General features: G+C 64.4%; 18 protein-coding genes. 15 read left to right on the top strand and 3 right to left on the bottom strand.

What is annotated here, in order from left to right; all coding sequences use genetic code 11:
- Positions 1 to 118: 118 nt before the first annotated feature.
- From EV679_RS17965 to gloA, 3 genes are all read right to left on the bottom strand, one after another.
- A complete protein-coding gene (locus EV679_RS17965; protein ID WP_130487014.1) occupies positions 119 to 2764 on the bottom strand; it encodes an AAA family ATPase in 2646 nt (881 codons plus the stop codon).
- Positions 2761 to 3918 carry a metallophosphoesterase family protein gene (locus tag EV679_RS09175; protein WP_068372495.1) on the bottom strand — a complete coding sequence of 386 codons (1158 nt, stop codon included), beginning with the start codon at positions 3916 to 3918 and terminating at the stop codon, positions 2761 to 2763. The genes EV679_RS17965 and EV679_RS09175 overlap by 4 nt, the downstream gene beginning before the upstream one ends.
- A gap of 145 nt (positions 3919 to 4063) precedes the next feature.
- Complete coding sequence (gene gloA, locus EV679_RS09170) at positions 4064 to 4594, bottom strand: lactoylglutathione lyase (protein ID WP_130487013.1); 531 nt, start codon at positions 4592 to 4594, stop codon at positions 4064 to 4066.
- 473 nt (positions 4595 to 5067) lie between these two features.
- On the opposite strand from gloA, the gene EV679_RS09165 reads away from it, so the two are divergent.
- From EV679_RS09165 to EV679_RS09100, 15 genes are all read left to right on the top strand, one after another.
- Entirely contained in the window at positions 5068 to 5643 is a 576-nt protein-coding gene (locus EV679_RS09165; RefSeq protein ID WP_068372504.1) for an NADPH-dependent FMN reductase, read from the top strand.
- A 197-nt stretch (positions 5644 to 5840) separates the two neighbouring features.
- Positions 5841 to 6614 (top strand): peroxide stress protein YaaA, encoded by a 774-nt coding sequence (yaaA, locus tag EV679_RS09160; RefSeq protein ID WP_068372507.1) that lies wholly within the window; start codon positions 5841 to 5843, stop codon positions 6612 to 6614.
- A 29-nt stretch (positions 6615 to 6643) separates the two neighbouring features.
- Positions 6644 to 7027 (top strand): SirB2 family protein, encoded by a 384-nt coding sequence (locus tag EV679_RS09155; RefSeq protein WP_068372510.1) that lies wholly within the window; start codon positions 6644 to 6646, stop codon positions 7025 to 7027.
- Between the two features lie 99 nt (positions 7028 to 7126).
- Entirely contained in the window at positions 7127 to 7474 is a 348-nt protein-coding gene (locus EV679_RS09150; protein ID WP_083969653.1) for an Rdx family protein, read from the top strand.
- A gap of 250 nt (positions 7475 to 7724) precedes the next feature.
- Positions 7725 to 8654, top strand: a complete 930-nt coding sequence (locus tag EV679_RS09145) for a LysR family transcriptional regulator (protein WP_068372513.1) — start codon at positions 7725 to 7727, stop codon at positions 8652 to 8654.
- Positions 8655 to 8703: 49 nt separating this feature from the next.
- Entirely contained in the window at positions 8704 to 10194 is a 1491-nt protein-coding gene (locus EV679_RS09140; RefSeq protein WP_068372516.1) for an FAD-dependent oxidoreductase, read from the top strand.
- Complete coding sequence (locus EV679_RS09135; protein ID WP_068372597.1) at positions 10191 to 11165, top strand: ABC transporter permease; 975 nt, start codon at positions 10191 to 10193, stop codon at positions 11163 to 11165. Before EV679_RS09140 ends, EV679_RS09135 begins: the two co-directional genes overlap by 4 nt.
- The gene (locus EV679_RS09130) at positions 11162 to 12076 is read left to right on the top strand and encodes an ABC transporter permease (RefSeq protein WP_068372520.1); all 915 of its coding nucleotides are present in this window, start codon (positions 11162 to 11164) and stop codon (positions 12074 to 12076) included. Before EV679_RS09135 ends, EV679_RS09130 begins: the two co-directional genes overlap by 4 nt.
- Before the next feature lie 7 nt (positions 12077 to 12083).
- Entirely contained in the window at positions 12084 to 13127 is a 1044-nt protein-coding gene (locus tag EV679_RS09125) for an ABC transporter ATP-binding protein (protein ID WP_083969654.1), read from the top strand.
- Positions 13124 to 14146 (top strand): ABC transporter ATP-binding protein, encoded by a 1023-nt coding sequence (locus tag EV679_RS09120; protein WP_130487012.1) that lies wholly within the window; start codon positions 13124 to 13126, stop codon positions 14144 to 14146. The genes EV679_RS09125 and EV679_RS09120 overlap by 4 nt, the downstream gene beginning before the upstream one ends.
- Positions 14147 to 14197: 51 nt before the next feature.
- Positions 14198 to 15772: an ABC transporter substrate-binding protein gene (locus tag EV679_RS09115; protein WP_068372529.1), complete on the top strand. Its 1575-nt coding sequence runs from the start codon at positions 14198 to 14200 to the stop codon at positions 15770 to 15772.
- A gap of 33 nt (positions 15773 to 15805) precedes the next feature.
- Positions 15806 to 17119, top strand: coding sequence for an acyl-CoA thioesterase/bile acid-CoA:amino acid N-acyltransferase family protein (locus EV679_RS17625; protein WP_068372532.1), 1314 nt, complete (start codon positions 15806 to 15808; stop codon positions 17117 to 17119).
- Between the two features lie 41 nt (positions 17120 to 17160).
- Positions 17161 to 18273 (top strand): CMD domain-containing protein, encoded by a 1113-nt coding sequence (locus EV679_RS17620; protein WP_165390011.1) that lies wholly within the window; start codon positions 17161 to 17163, stop codon positions 18271 to 18273.
- Positions 18274 to 18503: 230 nt separating this feature from the next.
- Positions 18504 to 19625 carry an ABC transporter ATP-binding protein gene (locus EV679_RS09105; RefSeq protein WP_068372536.1) on the top strand — a complete coding sequence of 374 codons (1122 nt, stop codon included), beginning with the start codon at positions 18504 to 18506 and terminating at the stop codon, positions 19623 to 19625.
- Between the two features lie 49 nt (positions 19626 to 19674).
- Positions 19675 to 20814 (top strand): ABC transporter substrate-binding protein, encoded by a 1140-nt coding sequence (locus EV679_RS09100; protein ID WP_068367874.1) that lies wholly within the window; start codon positions 19675 to 19677, stop codon positions 20812 to 20814.
- Positions 20815 to 20924: the final 110 nt, after the last annotated feature.

Here is a 20924-nt window from a genome sequence, read left to right as displayed (position 1 = left end):
TGCGGGCGGTCTGCTTTTGTCCCGATGGACCAGCCCCTGATCCCGGCCCCAAAACCAGATTTCGAACCCGGCCCCGCAATAGCGACGTGGCAGGCGGGCGTGCCAGCCAGAACGGCCGTCAGGCCTCGTTCAGACTGCGCGGCAGCACGCCCAGGTCTTCCCAGGCTGCCGGATGGCAGGTGAAGATCAGAATCTGGTGCCGGCTGGCCGCGTCGTAGAGCACCCGCTTCATCTGCCCCAGCCTGCCCTCGTCGGAATGCACCAGTGCATCATCCAGGATGACCAGCGCCGGCCGCCCCGCCTCCTGCAGCAGATCGGCATAGGCGAGCCGCGCCAGTACACCGATCTGTTCCCGGGCGCCATGACTCAAGTCCATCAGCGCGCCGTTCTCCAGCCCCTGGCTTCCCGCCCGCGTGATCTGTCCAGGCACGAGGTCGTCGTCCAGCTCCACGCTGGCTCCCGGAAACAGAATCCGCAGATAACGGTCCAGGTGCTTTTGCAGCGGTGCATGCAGGCGCCGCATCATCTTGCCCCGGGCTGCGTCCAGGCCCTGCAAGAGATAGTCCAGCGCACTGGCCCGTCGCGCCAGGTCTTGCGCACGGCGCTCGGCCTGTTCCAACTGCAGGCGGCGATCCGCCAGATCTTCTTCCAGGCCGGCGCTGCCCATGATGTCCAGGCGGCTCCCCAGTTCGGCCAGCTGGCGCTCGCGCTCCTGGTAGCGCTGCCGCTGTATGCCTTCGCTGTCGGCCAGGCGCTTGACGTCCTGGCGCAGGAAATCAAGATCCAGCGCCTGCAGCTCGGCATCCAGTGCTTCCAGCCGTGCCTGCGCCTGTGCTTCATCGCCACGTGCATTGGCCAGTTCCAGCAAGGCCAGGCGCTGCTGAGCTTCCCGGTCCGGCGCCGTGAGCGCCGCCTGGGCGCGCTGCACCTCGGCCATGGCCGCCGCCAGTTCGGCTTCGGCCACGCCGGCCTGCAGGCGACTGTCCTGCAAAGCCTGCGCCAACTGTTCATGCTGACCTTGCGCCTGCGCGGCCGCCGCACTGGCTTCTTCCAGTCCCGGAATGGCCTCCGGCCCGGCGCTGCCTACTGCCTGGCGTTGCGCCAGCCATTGCCGGGATTCCTGCCACTGCTGACGAGCCTGTTCCAGTTCCGCACGCAAGGCTGGACTACCCTGGGGCGCATAGCTGGCGGCCACCTGCCGGGCTGCCTCGGCCTGCGCCACCAGTTGGTCGTGCTGACGGGCACGAGCCTGCGCCGCACCGACATCGGCCACGTCCAGATCAATCAGCAAGGCAGTCAATTGCTGCTGCAGGCCTTCATGGCTGGCGCGCAGAGCCTCCAGCTCCGCACCGCCCGGCAGAATGCGCAAACTACCCAGGCCTGGCAGCTGGAATAGCGTCGCTGCCGCCAGCGTAATGCGTCCGTTACCGTCCAGGCGATCATCGCCGGCAAGAATCGTAGCGCCGGACTGCAATGCATAATCCACGGTCGTCGCAGCCGCTTCCAGGCGTGCCTGGGCCAGACGCACCGATTGTTCCAGGGCCTGCAAGCGCTTGAGATCCGCTGCCGTCAGGCGCTGCTGGCGCGCCTGGGCTTCCAGCTCACGGCAATTGTCCTGCGCAGCTTCCGCTTGCCGCAGGCGTTCTTCCAGCTGTTCCACCTGGCGCTGGGCCACCTGGGCCTGACGTTCCGCTTCAACGATGCGCTGGCGCAGGCGCGCCGCTTCCAGCATGGCCTGCGCCTGCCCATGTGCCTTCAGGGCCTGTTGGGCCAGTTGTTCCTGGCGCGCCAGCGCCGTACGGGCCGCTGCACTGCGTTGCTGCACTACCGCCAGGGCAGCCTGGCGTTCGGCAAGCGCGATTTCCTGCTGGCGCAGATGCTCCACGCGCAGCTGCTGGGCAGCAACCTGCGCCTGACATTGGCGCAGGCGCTCAGCCGCCTCTTTGCGGCGCTCGGCCAGGCCCTCCGCCTGGGCCAGGCGTATCTGCGCCTGTTCGCGCTCCGACGCCAGCTGTTCCCACGGACGTTGCTGCTGAGCTTGGACCTGTTCCGTACGCAGCCGCGCCAGGCGGTCGATGTCCTCGTGGAACAGCGCAATCCGCTGTTCCAGGGTACGCACCTCGTCGCGCAGCGCATCGCGCTGTTTCAAGGCCAATGCATAATCTCCCTTGGGACTGCCGGTCGCCGCGTGCAGCAGTGCGCCACGCGCTTCCCTTACCTGCGCCAGCACTTCGTCGCCGTCGCTGGCTGACAACTCACCCAGGCTGTCACTGAGCGCATCGCGCAATTGCTGTCCCGCATGACGCACACGCTGCGCCAGGTCATGCGCATCCCCCTGGCGTATCCACAACAGGCCTGGCACGCCCATGTCGGATGGGTCGCTGGCGCCCTTGCGCGCAAAGCGGAAACCCATCATTTCGGCCAGATAATCCTCGGCTTCGGCACCGTCCAGCGCCTTGCCATCAATTAGCAGATGACAGCGCTTGCGCCCCAGAAACGCCTTGGATAAACGATATTCCCGGCGTTGCCAGGAAAAATCGACCTCGACCACAGGCGTCGCGGAAGGCTCGTCCCAGGGGCGCAAATAGGCAACGGAACTGGACCGGTGCCGCTCCAGGAATGCCGCCCGTATCGCTTCGGCGACGGTGGATTTGCCGGCCTCATTGGGCGCGGCGATCAGATTCAGGCCAGGCGCCAGGCCCGAGATTTCCAAAGGCTGCCGGAACCGCCTGAACGATTCCAGGCGTACGCGCGTCAATTTCATGCTTCCCTCGCTGGCTGGGCGGCTTGCGGCGCTTCATCGCGCCCCCGCCCTGCTTCCAGAATGCGCGCCAGCTCAAGCAAGGCGCCGCGTGCCAGTTCCGCTTGCCCGGCGTCGGCCGCCAGTTGGGCTTCGCGCAACTGGCGCAGTGTTTCCCCGACATAACCGTCGGCGCGCAAGGCGGCCAGGTCCTCGTCGGTAGGTTCCAGGCGCAATGCCGTATCGTCCCACAGCAGGGCTCTTGTCCTGGCACCGGCCAGACGGCTGGCCTGCCGCAGGCGCTCGTGGCCCAGCAAGTCCACCGTCCCCGACACGCTGACTTGCGCGACGTGCTCCGCCCCCAGCGCCCCGATGGCGTTCAGCGCCTGATCAGCATCCGACTCGCCATGCAGGGCCAGGTCCAGCGAGACCCAGCGGTAGTTGCCCGAGCGCCAGGGTTGCACCTGGGGCCGCGCGCCTGCAGCAGTGATTTCCACCAGCAGGGCATGGCCCGCATCGTTGTCGCGAAAGCGGTCCTGCTCGGGCGTTCCCGAATACCAGCAACGTTCGTCTATACAGCGCATGCCATGCCAATCGCCCATGGCCAGATAATCCAGCCGGCCGCTTTGCACGCGATCGGCCGCAATGGGGTTCGTGGCGTCGATATCTTCGGCCAGCACGCCTTGCACGCTCCCGTGTGCCAGGCCGATACGCGGCAGCCCGGCAGGCGTCTGCGCCTGCCCGAACCAATCCGTCAGGTCGTTATAGGTATGCCGCTGGGTCAGCGGCGCAGGCAGAATGGCGCACTTGCCTTCCAGGATCACCGGCTCCGGCGCCAGGGCCAGGGTGACGTTCGCCGGCACGGCGCCCAGGCGGCGCGCCCTCGCCCAGACCGATTCGGCCAGCGCGGCATCATGGTTGCCGGAAATCATGACCCACGGCCCCGTGAAACCAGCCATGGCCAGAAACATCCGGTGTATGGTCTTGTCGCGGATGCCTTGCGCATCAAACACATCGCCCGCCACCAGCACGGCGTCCGCCTGCCATTGCGTGGCTTGAGCGGCAATGCGCTCGATGACGGCAAAACGTTCGGCAGCCAAAGCCTCCGCATCATCCTCTTCGAACTGTGAAAACACCCTGCCGATCTGCCAATCAGCGGTATGAATGAAACGCAGCACGCGCGACCTCCAGCAATAACAACGCGGAGCAACACCGGATCGGGTCCGGCACTGCTCCGCCATCGACTTCATTTCGTACTCGTCACCAGGCGCCCGGTGCAACCAGGCCACAGCCTGGCACTCGAGCTGCCGGCCCTGGGGCCAATCAGGCCTGCAGCGGTGTCAACTGGATAACTTCCACCCAGTAGCCGTCAGGATCCTTGATGAACGCAATATCCCTCATGCTGCCATCTTCCAGGCGTTTCTTGAACGGCACCTGCAGGGATTCGAAACGCGCCTGCGCAGCGCGGATATCCGGCACCGTAATACAGAGATGGCCGAAGCCGCGCGGCTCGCCATTACCATCGTGATAATGGAACGCCGGGTCGTTCTCGGTGCCGTGGTTGTGCGTCAGCTCCAGCATACCCGCCTGCGCCTTGCGCCACTCGTGACGCTCCGCGGGATCATCCGGCATGACGCCTGGGTCTGCCAGCAACGCGAGAAAATACAGGCTGAAGCCCGCTTTCGGGAAATCATGTTTCTCGACCATAGAGAATCCCAGCACACGGGTATAGAAATCCAGCGAACGCTCGATATCCTTGACCCGCAGCATGGTGTGGTTGAAAACGTAGTCGCGGGTCACGGCTTCGGGATGGGCCGTTACGCCAGGCAGCGAATTGAGGTCTTTGATCGACATGGGTCGGCTCCTGATCAGGTTCTGGGCTGAAAGGCCGCCAGCACAGGCCGGCCGGCGGCACGGCACATTCGTGCGGCGGGCCGCTATGGCAGGGCCGTCTGCCCCACCAAGCGGGACAGGGCCTGCAGGCGGCTGACCCCACGCAGTTTACAACGCCCATCATTGCCTAAGCCCGCATGCAGATCTGCCGACACTGGCCGCCAATCGCCATGCCAACCGCCGAGACGACACATTCATCGTTCACGAATAAGAACGCTGAGTCATGGACCACTCTTGCCTTGCTCAACAAAAAACGCCATGAAACCCGCATGAATAAACAGTTTCCATGTTTCCCGAAAAGGCTCAGATCGAGAAAAATGATGGTGCACAGCAATAGATTCCGGCGCTATTATCGAGTCCAACGGTACGCCAATGACCTTTCCGGTCATGAACGTCCGGATCTCCTGGATCCCTCTCTCACATAGCGTCACATCATGTCTGCCAAACCTCGCCTGCATATCATTGTCTCCAGTACCCGTCCCGGCCGCGTCGGTCCGAAAATCGCCGCCTGGTTCCAGCAATTCGCCGCGGAACATGGCGGTTTCGACGCCCATCTGGTCGACCTGGCCGATTTCGAACTGCCGGTCTACGACGAGCCCAATCATCCGCGCATGCAGAATTACCAGCATGAACATACGCGCCGCTGGGCAGCCAGCGTTGCAGCCGCCGATGCCTTCGTGTTCGTCACCCCGGAATACAACTTCACGGCACCGCCTGCGCTCTTCAATGCGCTGCAGTATGTCTACAACGAGTGGAACTACAAGCCCGCCAGCTTCGTCAGCTACGCCTATGCCTCGGGCGGCCTGCGCGCCGTACAGGAAGTCAAGACCCTGCTGACCTCGCTCAAGATCGTGCCGCTGGTCGAACAGGTGATGGTGCCGATGTTCCCGCAGCATCTGGGCGAAGATGGCGAGTTCATCGCCAACGAACAGCACACGGCTTCCGCCCAGGCCAGCCTGGATGAACTGCTGCGTTGGACCAAGGCACTGGCGCCGCTGCGTCAGCAGTAAGCCCGCATCCATGCCGGCGGCAGCCGCCGGCACCGGCCAGTATCACGACTGTTGCGCATACTGTTCCCGGCACTCATACGCCGGCCTTCGGGCCGGCGTTTTCCTTGCTGCCGCAGCTTCCCCCTTGCGGCCTGTGCCGATCTGCGGAAAAGCCTGGCGGCTATGCTACGCTCACTCCTGAATTTTCCGGAGACGCCATGCTTTTCCTGCTATCCCCCGCCAAGAAACTCGACTACGACAGCGCCCTGCCCGCGCTGCCGCACACCCAACCCCGCTTCGTGCCGCAATCGACGGAACTGATCCAGGTTCTGCGACAGCTCTCCGCCGACGATATCGCAGCGCTGATGTCACTCAGCCCAGCGCTGGCACAGCTCAATCACGAGCGTTATGCCCAGTGGGAACCCCGGTTCACCGAAGCGGATTCACGCCAGGCGATACTGGCCTTCAATGGTGATGTCTATGAAGGCCTGGACGCCCGCACGCTCGCGCCCAAGGACCTGGAATGGGCGCAGCAACACCTGGCCATCCTGAGCGGCCTGTACGGCGTGCTGCGTCCGCTGGACCTGATGCGTCCGTACCGGCTGGAAATGGGCACTCGCCTGGAAACCGCCAAGGGCAAGACCTTGTACGCCTATTGGGGCGCGCAGATTGCACAGGCGCTACGCGAACAGCTGGCAGAGAGTGACGGCCCCGTCATCAACCTGGCCTCCGAAGAGTATTTCAAAGCCGTGGACCAGAAGGCATTGGGCGCGGAGATCGTGCAATGCGTCTTCCAGGATTGGAAAAACGGCGTCTGGAAGATCATCAGTTTCCATGCCAAGCGCGCACGCGGGCTGATGGCACGTCATGCCATCGAACAACGCGCGCGTTCGCTGGACGACCTGCGCACTTTCAACAGCGAAGGCTATTGCTACGACGCAAGTGCATCCAGCGCCACCAAGCTGGTCTTCCGCCGCCGGTTGGAAGACTGACCCCTGGCATCCATACATGAAACTGCACCATGGATAGCGCCTACGTCATCATGCGCGGCGTTCACCTGACTGCCGTGGTTCTCAGCGGCTGCCTGTTCATGGGGCGAGGCGCCGCCATGCTGCTGGGCAAGCAAGGCATGATGCGGCCAGCGCTGCGCTACGCCAGCTATGCCATAGACACGGTTCTGCTGATCAGCGCCATTGCGCTGGCTACCGTGCTGGCGCTCAATCCCTTGAGCACGCCGTGGCTGGCGCTCAAGATCGGGCTGGTTGTGCTCTATATCGTGCTGGGTTCCCTGGCCCTCAAGCGTGCACGCACCCGGCAAGGCAAGGCACTCGCCTATGCAGCGGCGCTGATCTGTTTCATACTGATCGCACACGTTGCCCATACCCAGGACGCGCTGTTCGGCTGATCCGCCCGCTCGTGCCTGCCTGCCCGGCAGGCACACGCCCCCTCGACTCCGCTGCCCCTGTGTCTTCGCCTCCCCGCCATTGCGACGAGTCCCGCTACCATGCAGACCGACACCCTTCCCCTTTCCCTTTCCGATACGCCCGCCGCCGCTCCGGCAGTTACGCCACCGCGCATTGTCATCCATTACTGCACACAATGCCTGTGGCTGCTGCGTGCCGGGTGGATGGCGCAGGAACTGCTGTCAACCTTCGGCACCGACCTGGGCGAGGTTGCGCTCAAGCCAGGCACCGGCGGCATCTTCCAGATCTACTACAACAATGAACTGATCTGGGACCGCAAGCGCGACCAGGGCTTCCCCGAAGCCAAGACACTCAAGCAATTGGTGCGCGACCGCCTGGACCCGGCCCGGGATCTCGGACATATAGACCGTACCCGCGACCACGGCTGACACCGCCCGACATTGCCGTCGCCTGCCCGGCAGGTAGACACTGAAGTTTGCGCTCCCGTCCAACGGGGGCAGTTCCTGCACGCCTGCAGCCTGCAGTCCGTGTACCTGCCAGCCATCGTTCCCCCTCTTTTCGCTCCCCTCGCAGCCCCACTGGCGGACTCGCCTTAGGCTGATTCCCCATATGCATATACGAAACAATTATTTTGATTGTGCATACAGGAGGCCGAATAATGCATAAAACGCATAAATCATGGAACTCCGACAACTCGAAGCCTTTACCGCCGTCATGGCTGCGGGCAGTATTACCGGCGCCGCCCGGCAACTGAACCGTTCACAGTCCATGATCACCCGCCAGATCCAGGATCTGGAGGCGGAGCTTGGCTATGACCTGCTGCACCGCAACGGCCCGCGCATCAAGCCGACCCTGCTGGCCTCGCATCTGTACGAGGAAGCCGAACGCATCATTTCCAGCGTGCGCCGCATCCAGCAACAGGTGCGCGAAGGCCGGGCGCATGAACAGCCCCTGCTGATTTCTTCGATTTCCTCGCTGGCGCTGGGCCTGATGCCGCAGGCGCTGGCCCGGTTCCAGCCGGAGCTGGCAACGCGCAAGGTACATTTGCGCACGATGACGCCCGAGCGTGTCGTCAACGAAGTCCTGCACCGCACTACCACTATCGGGCTGTGCAGCCTGCCGGTAGACCACTATGGCGTGCAAGTGCATTGGATTGCGGAAACGCCTTGCGTCGCCGTATTGCGCGAGGATGATCCACTGGCCGCCAAACAGGTCGTGAGCATGGCGGACTTGGCCGATCGACCGCTCGTCGGCATGGACAACCCGCATCGCCTGCAGCACCGGCTCAATGAGGCCCTGCATGGCCGCCTGCCAGAGATCGCCACCACCACTTCGGCCAATGCCCAGGTGCTGGTACGCGCCGGCCTGGGCGTTGCCATTCTCGAACCGCTGACCGTGCTCGGCGCACCGCTGCAAGGGCTGATCCACCGGCCCCTGGATCTTCACCTGCCGTTCTATTTCGGCGCCCTGACCCCGCAAGGCGCGGACTTGCCGCCCCTGGTCACCGGGCTCCTGGATACCATGCGCGAGATCGCTGGCGGACTGCCGGGCTGCGTCCTGCACGCCCCCGACCAACATGCTCGCCTGGTTCAGGCGCAGGCCAGCTGATCCCGCTTTCCCGCACCTGCGTGCGTCAGCCACTTTTTATTGCTTTGCCATGACAACCACTTCATCTTCTTCCTCCATTTCCTGTCAGACGGGGCTAGAGGCCCTGCGCCAGCGCTATGAGCACGACCTCAGCCTGCTGTGCCTGCCCGCTCGCCGCTGGACGCCTGTGCAAGAAGCAGACGGCCAGGAAGTCCTGGACGTGGCCATTATCGGTGCCGGCATGGCCGGGCTGGCCCTGTCGACGGCATTGCGCCACCTGGGTCTGCAGACGCGCAACTTCGACCAGTCGCCGGCCGGCCATGAAGGCCCCTGGGCCACGACGGCACGCATGGAAACCCTGCGCTCACCCAAGGAGCTGGCCGGACCTGCCCTGGGCTTTGCCGCGCTGACCTTCCGCGCCTGGTTCGAAGCCCAATGGGGTCAGGCAGCCTGGGAGGCGCTCGACAAGATCCCGCGCCTGCAATGGATGGATTACCTGCGCTGGTACCGCGAAGTAAGCGGCGCTGACGTGCGCAACCTGCAGCAGGTCACGTCCGTCCAGCCTCGTGCCGACCAGCTCGTGGCCTTGCAGATGCGCGATCTGTCTGGCGGAGGCTCCTACCAGGTGCTGACACGCCATGTCGTGCTGGCGACCGGACGTGACGGCCTGGGCGGCGCCTGGGTGCCGGAATGGAGCCAACAGTTGCCACGCCCGCTCTGGGTGCACTCCTCCGACACCTGGGACGGCGACATCATGCGCGGCAAGCGCGTGCTGGTCATCGGCGGCGGGGCATCCGCCATGGACAGCGCGGCCACTGCGCTGGAAGCGGGCGCCAGCAGCGTACACCTGCTGATCCGGCGCCCGGAACTGCCGCGCGTCAATAAGGGCAAGGGGTCCGGCAGCCCTGGCGCCACCCATGGCTATCAGCATCTGCCTGACGAATGGAAATGGCGCATCCGCCATTACATCCAGCAGCAGCAGGTTCCGCCCCCACACGGCAGCACGCTACGTGTCTCGCGCCATGAGAATGCCTATTTCCACCTGGATGCCGCCATCCAGGGCGTAGAAGTGCATGCCGGAGAACAATCCCTGACCTTGCAAACGCGCCAAGGCCCGATACAGGGCGATATCGTCATTTTTTGCACCGGATTCCGGCCGGATTGGCATTTGCGGCCTGAATTCGCCCCTTTCGCCGCCCATGTTCAGCTGTGGCAGGACAGGTTCCCCGTTCCCGCCGGCCAGGAAGATGCGGAGCTGGCGAATTCCCCCTATCTGGGCAGCCTGTTCGAGTTCCAGCAAAAGGAACCCGGCCATTGTCCAGGGCTGGAACGCGTGCACTGTTTCTGCTATCCGGCTGCGCTCAGCATGGGAACAGTGTCGGGCGACATCCCGCAGATCAGTGATGGCGCCCGCCGCCTGGCCCAGGGCCTGGCAGGCGCGCTGTATACCGAGGACATCGCGCTGCACTACGAACGCCTGGTCCAGTTCGCCGAGCCTGAACTGGATGGCAGCGAATGGACGCCCGCGCCCCTGCCCCCCTACGCCGGGGCGCCAGCATGACACAGTGGCTGTTGCGCCGCTTCGGCCAGGCTGCCCTGGTCATACTGGCGATGACCGTCATCGTGTTCGTCGGCCTGCATGCGATCGGCAACCCCGTCGATATCCTTATCGGCGACGACATGAACCAGGAAGAACGCCTGGCTGCCATCGCCAGGCTGGGCCTGGACCAGCCGCTGTGGCGGCAATACCTGCTATTCCTGCACAATGCGCTGGTGGGCGACCTGGGCAAGAGTTTCGTGTATGGCGAGGACGCCATCCATCTGATCCTGGACCGCCTGCCGGCCACGCTGGAACTGGCAGTCGCTGCGCTGCTGCTGGCCATCGTGCTGGGCGTGCCCCTGGGCCTGTATGCCGGCCTGCGCCCTGAATCGCCGCTGTCCCGGCTGTTGATGAGCGGCAGCATCGTCGGCTTTTCCCTGCCGGCCTTCTGGGTCGGGCTGATGCTCATCATGGTCTTCAGCGTACAGCTCGGTTGGCTGCCGGCCAGCGGGCGCGGCCCGACGCGCAGCCTGCTGGGCATAGAGTGGTCCTGGCTGACGCTGGAAGGCCTGCGCCATATGATTCTGCCGGCGCTGAACCTGGCGCTGTTCAAAATATCACTGGTCATGCGGCTGACGCGCGCCGGCGTGCGTGAAGTGCTGCCACAGGATTTCGTCAAATTTGCACGTGCCAAGGGCTTGTCCGACGCTCGTATCGTGGTGGTCCACGTGCTGCGCAATACCTTGATTCCACTGGTGACCGTGCTCGGCCTGGAGTTGGGTTCCACCATTGCCTACGCCGTGGTCACGGAATCCATCTTCGCCTGGCCCGGTGCAGGCAAGTTGATTCTCGACAGCATCAATACCCTGGACCGGCCCGTCATCGTCGCGTACCTGATGGTTGTCGTCGTGATTTTCGTGACGCTTAACCTGCTGGTGGACCTGGCCTATCGTGTCCTGGACCCGCGAGTACGACTGGAGGCAAAAGCATGAGCACGCCTGCCGCCCCGCACACGCCAGCGACCCGGGCACAATCCATCTGGCGCCAGATGGCAGGTGATTTCTTCGCCTCGCGCATGGCCTGCGCCGGCCTGCTGTTCCTGTTGCTGGTGATCGCTGCCGCGTTGTTCGCCCCATTCATCACGCCCCAGGACCCCTATGACCTGATGCAGCTGGATGTCATGGATTCCCGCCTGCCGCCGGGCGCCATCAGCACGGAACAAGGCTATACCTACTGGCTGGGCACGGATGGCCAGGGCCGAGACCTGTATTCGGCCATCATCTACGGCCTGCGCATCAGCCTGTTCGTGGGTATCGGCTCGGCGCTCATCGCCGCCGTGCTGGGCACGGTCATTGGATTGGTCGCCGCCTATGCCGGCGGCCGGATCGACGCGCTGATCATGCGCATTGTCGATCTGCTGCTCTCCTTCCCGACGATCCTGATGGCCTTGATGATCCTGGCCTATATGGGCAAGGGCATAGGCAATGTGATGCTGACGCTGGTGCTGCTGGAATGGGCCTACTACGCCCGCACCGTACGCGGTCAGGCCCTGGTGGAATCGCGGCGTGAATACGTCGAGGCGGCGCGCGGCCAGGGCATTCCGCAGTGGCGTATCGTGCTGGGCCACATTTTGCCCAACTGCCTGCCGCCATTGCTGGTGATCGCCGCGCTGCAGGTCGCACGCGCCATCACGCTGGAAGCCACGCTGTCCTTCCTTGGCCTGGGGGTGCCCATTACTGAGCCGTCCCTGGGGCTGCTGATTTCCAATGGCTATCAGTACCTGCTGTCGAACGAATACTGGATCAGCTTTTTTCCCGGCATCGCGCTGCTGCTGACCATCGTCGCCATCAACCTGGTGGGAGACCAGATGCGCGACGTGCTCAATCCGCGCCTGCAGAAGTGAGGACCGCATGAATCCAGCCATCCACTCCCCCATGCCCCCGGCCAGCACGCCAACGCTGGAGGTGCGCAACCTGCATACCCAGTTCCAGACGCGTGCCGGTACCCTGCCCGTGGTCAATGGCGTGTCCTTCACGCTGGAACGCGGCAAGGTATTGGGCCTGGTCGGTGAATCCGGTTCCGGTAAATCCGTCACCGGCTTCTCCATCATGGGCCTGCTGGACGCCCAGGGCCGCATCAGTGCCGGCGAAGTGCTGTTCCAGGGCCAGGACCTGGCCAGTCTCTCACCCAAGGCGATGCGTGCTATCCGCGGCAACCGCATTGCAATGATCTTTCAGGACCCGATGGCCACGCTCAACCCGGTGTTGCGCATAGACCGCCAGATGCTGGAAGCCGTTCTGGCCCATCAGCGCATGGACAAGCGCAGTGCGCTGGCCCATTGCCGCGACGTGCTGGCGCGCATGGGCATCCCCAGCCCGGAAGAGCGCCTCAAGGCCTATCCGCACCAGCTTTCCGGCGGCATGCGCCAGCGTGTGGCCATCGCCATCGGCCTGCTCAATTCCCCGGACCTGATCATTGCCGACGAACCCACGACTGCGCTGGACGTCACTATACAGGCGCAGATTCTCTCTGAAGTCCAGACAATGGTGCGGGAAACCGGTACAGCAATGATCTGGATCAGCCATGACCTGTCCGTGGTCGCTGGCCTGGCCGATGATGTCGCGGTGATGTACGCCGGGCGCATTGTCGAGCATGGTCCGGTCGATGAGGTACTCGACCAGCCCCAGCATCCATATACCCAGGGCTTGATCAACAGCCTGCCCAGCGCCAACCGGCGTGGCGAGCGCTTGCGCCAGATCAGCGGCATGGCGCCCAACCTGCTGGACCTGCCGCCCGGCTGTGCCTTTGCGCCACGCTGCCCGCGCGCCAATGCTACCTGTACCACCCCGCCGCCTATCGTCACGGCTGCCCCTGCGCACGCGGGTGCCCAAGCTCATACGGTGCGCTGCTACTTCCCCGGCCGCTCCCCTGATATGGCAGGACCCCAACCATGACCATCACTGCCGAGAATCTGCCAGCCCTGGTCGATCTGCAATCCGTCCGCAAGGACTTCGGCGCTCGCCCCGAGCCGGGCGCCTGGGGCCGGTTGATGCGCCGCTTGCACCTGGAGCATCCCCCGGCCGTCACGCATGCGCTCGATTCCGTCAGCCTGATGGTACAGCCCGGCGAAGTGGTGGGCCTGGTGGGTGAATCCGGTTGCGGCAAATCCACGCTGGGCCGGATCGCGGCCGGCATGCTGGAAGCCAGCGCCGGGCAGGTCAGGCTGCTGGGCCACGACATACGGAATATGAATGCGGCACAACGGCTGCAAGCACGCCTGGCGATCCAGATGGTGTTCCAGGACCCGCTGTCCAGCCTGAACCCGCGCCTGCGCGTCAACCGCATCGTCGGCGAGGCGGCACGCCTGCATGGCCTGACAAACGCCGCCGAATCCGATGACTACGTCTGCGCACAGCTGGAACGCGCCGGTCTGGATCCACGCCTGCGCTTTCGCTACCCGCACCAGTTCAGCGGCGGCCAGCGCCAGCGCATCGGCATCGCCCGGGCACTGGCGGTGCAGCCACGCATGCTGGTGTGCGACGAAGCCGTCGCTGCGCTGGATGTGTCGATCCAGGCGCAGATACTCAATCTTTTCATGGACCTGCGTGAAGAGCTCGGTTTGTCCTACCTCTTCATCAGCCACGACCTGGGCGTCGTGCGCCATCTGTGCGACCGCGTCGCGGTGATGTATCTGGGCCGCATCGTCGAAACTGCGCCGGTGGAGGAACTGTTTGCCAACCCGCAGCACCCTTATACACGCGCGCTGCTGGCCGAGATTCCCCGCATCGACGTGCGCAAGGTGCATTTCAATCCGCTGCGCGGCGAGATTCCCAGCCCCATGGCGCCGCCTGCGGGCTGCCACTTCCATCCCCGCTGCCCGCAGGCCATGCCGCGCTGCCGGCAGGAAGTCCCGCAACTCAAGGGGATTGCCGTGCGCCACTACAGCGCCTGTCATCTCAACGACGCGGCTTGAATGCCATGCCGCAAATTTTTTCCCCATCCAACCTGGAATAAGGACCTGGCCATGAAACCCATTAAACTTTCGGTGCTGGCCGCCGCAGCCTTGCTGGTCAGCGGCACCGCCTTCGCGCAGACCCTGACCATAGGCTTTGCCGACCCGATCTCTTCAGTCGATCCGCAACTCAACAATCATGCGGGCGACCGCTCGCTGGCACTGCACTTCTGGGATTCCCTGGTGGAATCGCGCGACGGCGGCAAGCTGTTGCCCGCACTGGCTGAAAGCTGGCAGGCGCTGGACCCGACCACCTGGGAATTCAAGCTGAACCCGGCGATCAAGTGGCAGGATGGCACGCCTGTCAGCGCCGAGGACATTCTTTTCTCCTTCGAGCGTGCCCGCAATGTGCCGGGTTCCGTCGCCTCCTATTCGGGGGCACTGCGCTCGGTGGCAGCGGTGGAATCGCCCGATCCGCACACCGTGATCGTCAAGACCAAGGCCCCCTCGCCCAATCTGCCGCTGGAAATCGCCTCCATCTATGTCGTCAGCAAGCATGTCGGCGAGAAAAGCGCGACGGAAGACTACAACTCCGGCAAGGCAGTCATCGGTTCCGGCCCCTACAAGTTTGTGTCCTACGTGCCGGGCGACCGCACCATCATGGAACGCAACCCTGACTACCGTGGCCCGGCCCCGCACTGGGAGCGCGTGAACTACCGCTACATCAACAATGGCGCCGCCCGTACTGCTGCCCTGCTGGCCGGCGACGTCGATGTGATCGACAAAGTAGCGGTGACCGACGTGACCAAGCTGAAGAACACCCCTACGGTCGAGGTCTATACCTACCCCGGCCTGCGCGTCCTGCTGCTGCAACCGAGTTTCCGCCCCGGCAGCAATGAATTCATCAAGGACAACGCCGGCAAGCCGCTGCCGGAAAACCCCTTGCTGGACGTGCGAGTGCGCCAGGCGCTTTCGCTGGCCATCAACCGCCAGGCCATCGTCGACCGCATCCTGCAAGGCACCGTGACGCCCGCCAATCAGTGGATGCCCAAGGACACGTTCGGCTTCAACCCGGAAATCCCCGAGATTCCCTATGACGCCGCTGCCGCCAAGCAATTGCTGGCGGACGCCGGTTTCCCGGAAGGTTTCCAGATCACGATACACGTCCCCGGCGATCGTTATCCGCAAGCGCCTGAAACCGCACAGGCCGTGGCGCAATTCTGGGCTCGCATCGGTGTGAAAACGCACGTCGAAGTCGTGCCCTGGTCGGTTTACGCCAGCCGCGCCGGCAAGAACGAATTCGCCGTCAGCGTCCTGGCCTGGGGCAACGGCACAGGCGAAGCCGGCTACGGCCTGCTGCAGACACTGGCCAGCAACGACCCGGCACAGGGCCGCGGCATCAGCAATTGGGGCCGCTACAGCAACGCTGCAGTAGACAAGGCGCTGGACGACGCCAATGCTGAATTCGATGCCGAGCGCCGGGCTGCCATCTTCCAGGACGCTGCCAAAATCGTCAGCGATGAAGTCGGCCAGATCCCGCTGTTCCACTACAAGAACATCTGGGCGGCCAAAAAGGGCCTGAAGGTGGTCCCCCTCCTCAGCGACCGCACGACCGCGCTGCAGGTCAGCCCGGTCACCCAGCAATAAGCCGCAACACCCTACTGGAGCCTACGCAACGCCATGAGCATGCTTGACATCACTCCCGGGGACGCATTGATCGACGTCCCCCGCCGCATCTCCGTCCAGGGCCTGGCGCCGGACGAAGTCATCACCCTGCGCAGCCGTACCGTGCGCGGCCCCGGCGTGATGTGGCATGCCCAGGCGCGCTATCGCGCCGATGCCAGGGGCACAGTGGACCTGAGCCGTGACGCGCCGCTGGACGGCAGCTATGCCGGCATTTCGCCGATGGGCCTGATCTGGTCGCAATCACCGGAACAGGACGGCTCGCCCCGCGAAGTATTCCACACCGAAGCCTGCGCCCCGCTGACGACCGAACTGCAATTGCTGCGCGGCACGGACATCGCGGCACGAGGCACGCTGGTTCAGCGCCTGCGCGTCGACGGCGTGCAGCGTGAAGACATACGAGAAGACGGGCTGGTCGGCACCCTCTATACCCCGGCCACGCCCGGCCCGCATCCGGCCGTCATGATCCTGAACGGCTCGGGCGGCGGCATCAACGAGCCGCGCGCCGCGCTCTATGCGTCGCATGGCTATGCCGCCTTCGCCCTCGGGTACTTCAAGGCGCCGGGATTGTCGGACTACATTTCCGACACCCACCTGGAATACTTCGAGCGCGGCCTGCAATGGCTGCACCAGCGGGTACGCCCGCTGCATGGGTTCGTTGCCCTGAGCGGCCAATCACGCGGAGGCGAGCTGGTCCTGCTGCTGGGCTCGTTGCTGCCGGAGCTGGTCAGCGCCGTCATTGGCTACGTGCCTGGCGCGGTCGTGCATTGCGCGCAGAATGCATGCAATCCGGCCACCGGCCGTGACGGCCCCGCCTGGTGGTGGCGCGGACAGCCGTTGCCGCATCTGTGGGAAAACAACCGCAACGCCACCTGGGAGCCCTGGGACAACGGCCCGGAACCGCGCCGCCACACACAGGCCATCCTCACTGGATTGCAGGATGCGGACGCCGTGGAACGGGCCCGCATCCGCGTGGAACAGATCCAGGGGCCGATACTGCTGCTGTCGGGGCAGGACGATGGCTCCTGGCCCTCCAGCCTGTACGGCCGCATGGTCGAGGAACGCCTGCAGCAATTCGACCACCCGTGGCCAGTGGAGCGCTACGACTACGAAGATGCCGGGCACTCCATCCTGTTCCCCTACGTACCCACCACGCAATTGATCTATCGCCACCCGGTCTCGGGCCGCCTGAGCACCACCGGTGGCTCGCCCGCCGTCAATGCCGGCGCAGATGCCGATTCCTGGCAGCGCGTGCGCGCTTTCCTCGAACGTGCCGTGGCTGCCCGCGCCGCCGAACGCTCGCACGGCTGATGGCCCAGCGACAACCTACCGAGAAGAACCACAGAGACGACATGGACCTGATCGACCAACTCACGCAACTGGACACCTTTCCCGACACACTGGCCTTGCGCCACCGGCGTGACAAGATAGTCGCGGCCAGCCAGGGCAGTTACGATGCCCTGTTCGACCCAACCCTGCCTGGCCTGGGCCTGCGCACCCGATTGCAGGTGGCCGAGCGCGTCGCCGCGCTCAGCGACAGCAGCGCGCTGCAACAGCACTATGCCAGCCGCCTGGATACGCCCGGGCTGACGCAAGACAGCGCAGCTATCAGCAGTGCCGCCCTGGTTTTTGCCGAAAAACTGACGCGTCGTCCGGTCGATGGCGACCGCGCCGCCATCGACGCCCTGCTGGCGGCCGGCCTGGATGCGCCCGCCATCATCACGCTGGCGCAATTGATTGCCTTCGTCACCTTCCAGGTCCGTGTCATCGCCGGCCTGGATGCGCTCAAGCACAGCAGCGCGCCGGCTGCGGATGCTGTAACGCCACCGGCCGACACAGCGCCCTTCGTCCACCCGGCCCATCTGCCCAAGCCTGGGGAAACGCTGAACATCAAGGGCTACACCAGTGCCAGCCTGGACTGGAAGGCCTGGGTGCCCGTGCTGCAACTGGACCAGGCCACCCCCGAGCAGCTTGCCATCCTGGAAGCCAGCCATCCCACCGCCAAAACCAGCGACTACTATCTGGCACTGATCCAGCAGCCTCGCATCCTGCAGGAACGCTCCACGGTATTCAATGCCATCATGTATGCGCCGGGGGGCATGTCACGCGCGGAGCGGGAACTGGCCAGCACCGTGGTGTCACGCGTAAATGGCTGCGTCTATTGCGCATCAGTGCATGCCCAGCGTTTCGAGCAGCTTGCCAAGCGCAACGACGTTATTGCACAAGTCTTCGAAGACCCTGACACAGCCGGCACCAACGCGCGCGAACGCGCCATCGTGCAACTGGCGCTCACGCTCACCCGCCAACCCGGACACCTGGCGGCAAGCGACCTGCAAGCGCTCTACGCCGCCGGCCTGACCGCGGCTGAAATCCTGGATGGCATCCACAGCATCGCGATTTTCGCCTGGGCCAACCGCCTGATGCTGAACCTGGGCGAGCACGTCTGGCCGGTCCAGCCGGCCTGAACACCGTCACAACGCCAGGGCAGCACCCAAAGTGCGGCCTTGGCGGAAGAAGCAGGCACCGGCTCCTCGCTGGCGCAAGGGGCCGAATATGCGCGCCATCGCGCCAACAGGCCGTCCGCGTTACCAGAGCCATTCGGACAAGCGGCAGGCCCGGACTGCTGTCATTCTCCTGTTATTTTCCCTGCGTATCTTTCGCTTTGCACAGCTGTGCAAAATGATCGAGGATACACATGGACTCATCGTTCCTGAGCGTACGGAAGCTTTGCGTGGACTATGGCGGGCAGCGCATCCTGCATGCCCTGTCTCTGGACGTGGCGCGCGGTGAGTTCGTCGCCCTGCTGGGTTCTTCAGGCTGCGGCAAGACTACCTTGCTGCGCAGCATCGCGGGCTTCACCCAACCTTCGGAAGGCGCCATCCACGTTGCCGGACGCGACCTGACGCACCAGCCGCCAGACCGGCGCGGCATGGCGCTGGTGTTCCAATCGTATGCGCTCTGGCCCCACATGACGGTCGCCCAGCACCTGGCCTATGGGCTCAAGCTGCGCGGCATGGACCGCAAGGAAATCGCCACGCGCTGCCGCACCTTGCAGGACATGCTGGGCTTACAGGGACTGGAAGCCCGCAAACCTGCCGCGCTCTCCGGCGGACAACGCCAGCGCGTGGCGCTCGGGCGCGCCCTGGCCGTGCAACCGGACATTCTGCTGCTTGATGAGCCGCTCTCCAACCTGGATGCGCGGATCCGGCTGTCACTGCGCCATGATATCCGTGCCCTGCAGCAGCAACTCGGCATTACTGCCGTCCACGTCACGCATGACCGAGAAGAAGCCATGGTAATGGCGGACCGCATCGTGGTACTGGACCGTGGCCGCATTGCCCAGGCGGGCGCGCCCGAGCATATCTATAACCAGCCCGCCAATGAGTTTGTCGCGGCTTTCCTGGGCGCGGAAAATGCGCTGGAGCTCCCGGGCAGCATCGCCCCCCAGGGTGGCCTGACGCTGCAATCGCCGCTGCTGGCAGGCGCTACCGTACGCGTGGACGCACAGCCGGGCTGGCGCGATGGCCGCTACACCTGCCGCTTCCGTGCCGAGGCCGTCAGCCTGCGCCCCTACCAGGCCGGCGCCGCAAGAACCGACGCAGCCGATGACGACATTGTCATCAAAGGCCAGGTCTCCCAGCTGCGCTACCCCGGCGGCCAATGGCGCCACCAGGTGGAAGTCGGCCCATACACGCTGCACATCGACGCAGCGCACGCCATTCCTGCAGGCAGCACGGTGGAGATCGCCGTGCCACGTGACAGGTTTTTCGTCTTCCCCCGCTCGGCAGATGGCCACGCCGCAAACGCTGATCCCTGAGCCCCACCCCGCCCCCTTTCCCACCCCGCAGTCACGGAGACTCTCCAGCATGAAACGCAAGATCCTGAGCACCCTGGCGCTCGCCGGCCTGCTGGCCAGCCAGGCCCAGGCCGCCACGCTGACAGTACTGACGGCCGGCGACCAGAACATGGTCGATTACATCAACGAATACCTGGGGCCGTTGTTCGAGCAACGCCACCCCGGCACCACCGTGCGCGCCGTCGGCACCGGCCCCGGCGATGCCGGCTCGCAAAAGATCCTGGAGCGCTTCGAAGCCCAGGACAAGGCAGGTGCCAAAACCTGGGATGCCGACGTCGCCGTCGTTCATGAAAAATTCGCCGGTCCCATGGTCGAGGCAGGCTATCTTGACCAGTATCGCGACCACATCGCAACCGGCAAGCTGGTCACGCGCGACAATGCCAGGAATGCCCTGGGCACCGACGTCAACGGCTATGTCATGCCCATGTTCAACAGCCAGACGGCCATCGCCTACAACCCGGCAATGGTGGACAAGGCACCCAAGAGCTACGATGACATCGTGGCCTTCGCCCAGGCACACCCCAAGCAATTCGGCTACAACGGCATCAAGGGCGGCGCCTCGGGTGTCAGTTTCGTCATGGGCTGGATCTACGCCTATGGCGACGGCGATGCCGAAAAGCTGATGAAAGGCCCCTACGATGCCGCCACAGCCGCGCAATGGACCAAGGCGCTGGCCGACCTCAAGGCCTTCAATGCCAACGCCACGCTGACGCCCGGCAATGCCGGCACACTGGACATGCTGAGCCGGGGCGAAATCGCCATGGGCCCGGTCTGGGTGGACATGTTCCTTTCCTGGAAGCGCAACGGCCAGTTGCCGCCGGATTTCAAGCTGGCTCTGCCGGAACCCGGCATGCCCGGCCAGCCCATGCATTACGTCATCCCCAAGCATGCCCCACAGGCTGAACTCGCACGCCAGTTCGTCGAACTGGCCACCAGCCCGGAAGTACAGGCCGAAGGCATCGTCAAGCGCTTTGGCTGGTATCCCGGCATTGATGCCCAGAACGTGCAGCCCAAGCTCGACAAGGAAAGCTGGGAACGCCTGTTCGTCGACGTGACGCCTGAAGAACTGGCCAAGAATGGCAAGCCCTTCCCGATTGCGCCGTACAACAACGCCATCCTGGAAGCCTATGAACGCCAGGTCATGAACTAGGTTCATCCCGACCGTGCATGGCAAGACGGCCTAGCGCCGCCATGCCATGCACGCCCAGGGTGGGCCAACTTGCACTTCTGCTGCATGACCACCAAAAACGATATGCCCAG

The sequence above is a fragment of the Kerstersia gyiorum genome, from assembly GCF_004216755.1.
Classification (GTDB): Bacteria; Pseudomonadota; Gammaproteobacteria; order Burkholderiales; family Burkholderiaceae_B; genus Kerstersia; species Kerstersia gyiorum.
Note: the sequence above shows the minus strand (reverse complement) of the source record. Positions and strands in the feature narration are given on the sequence as shown.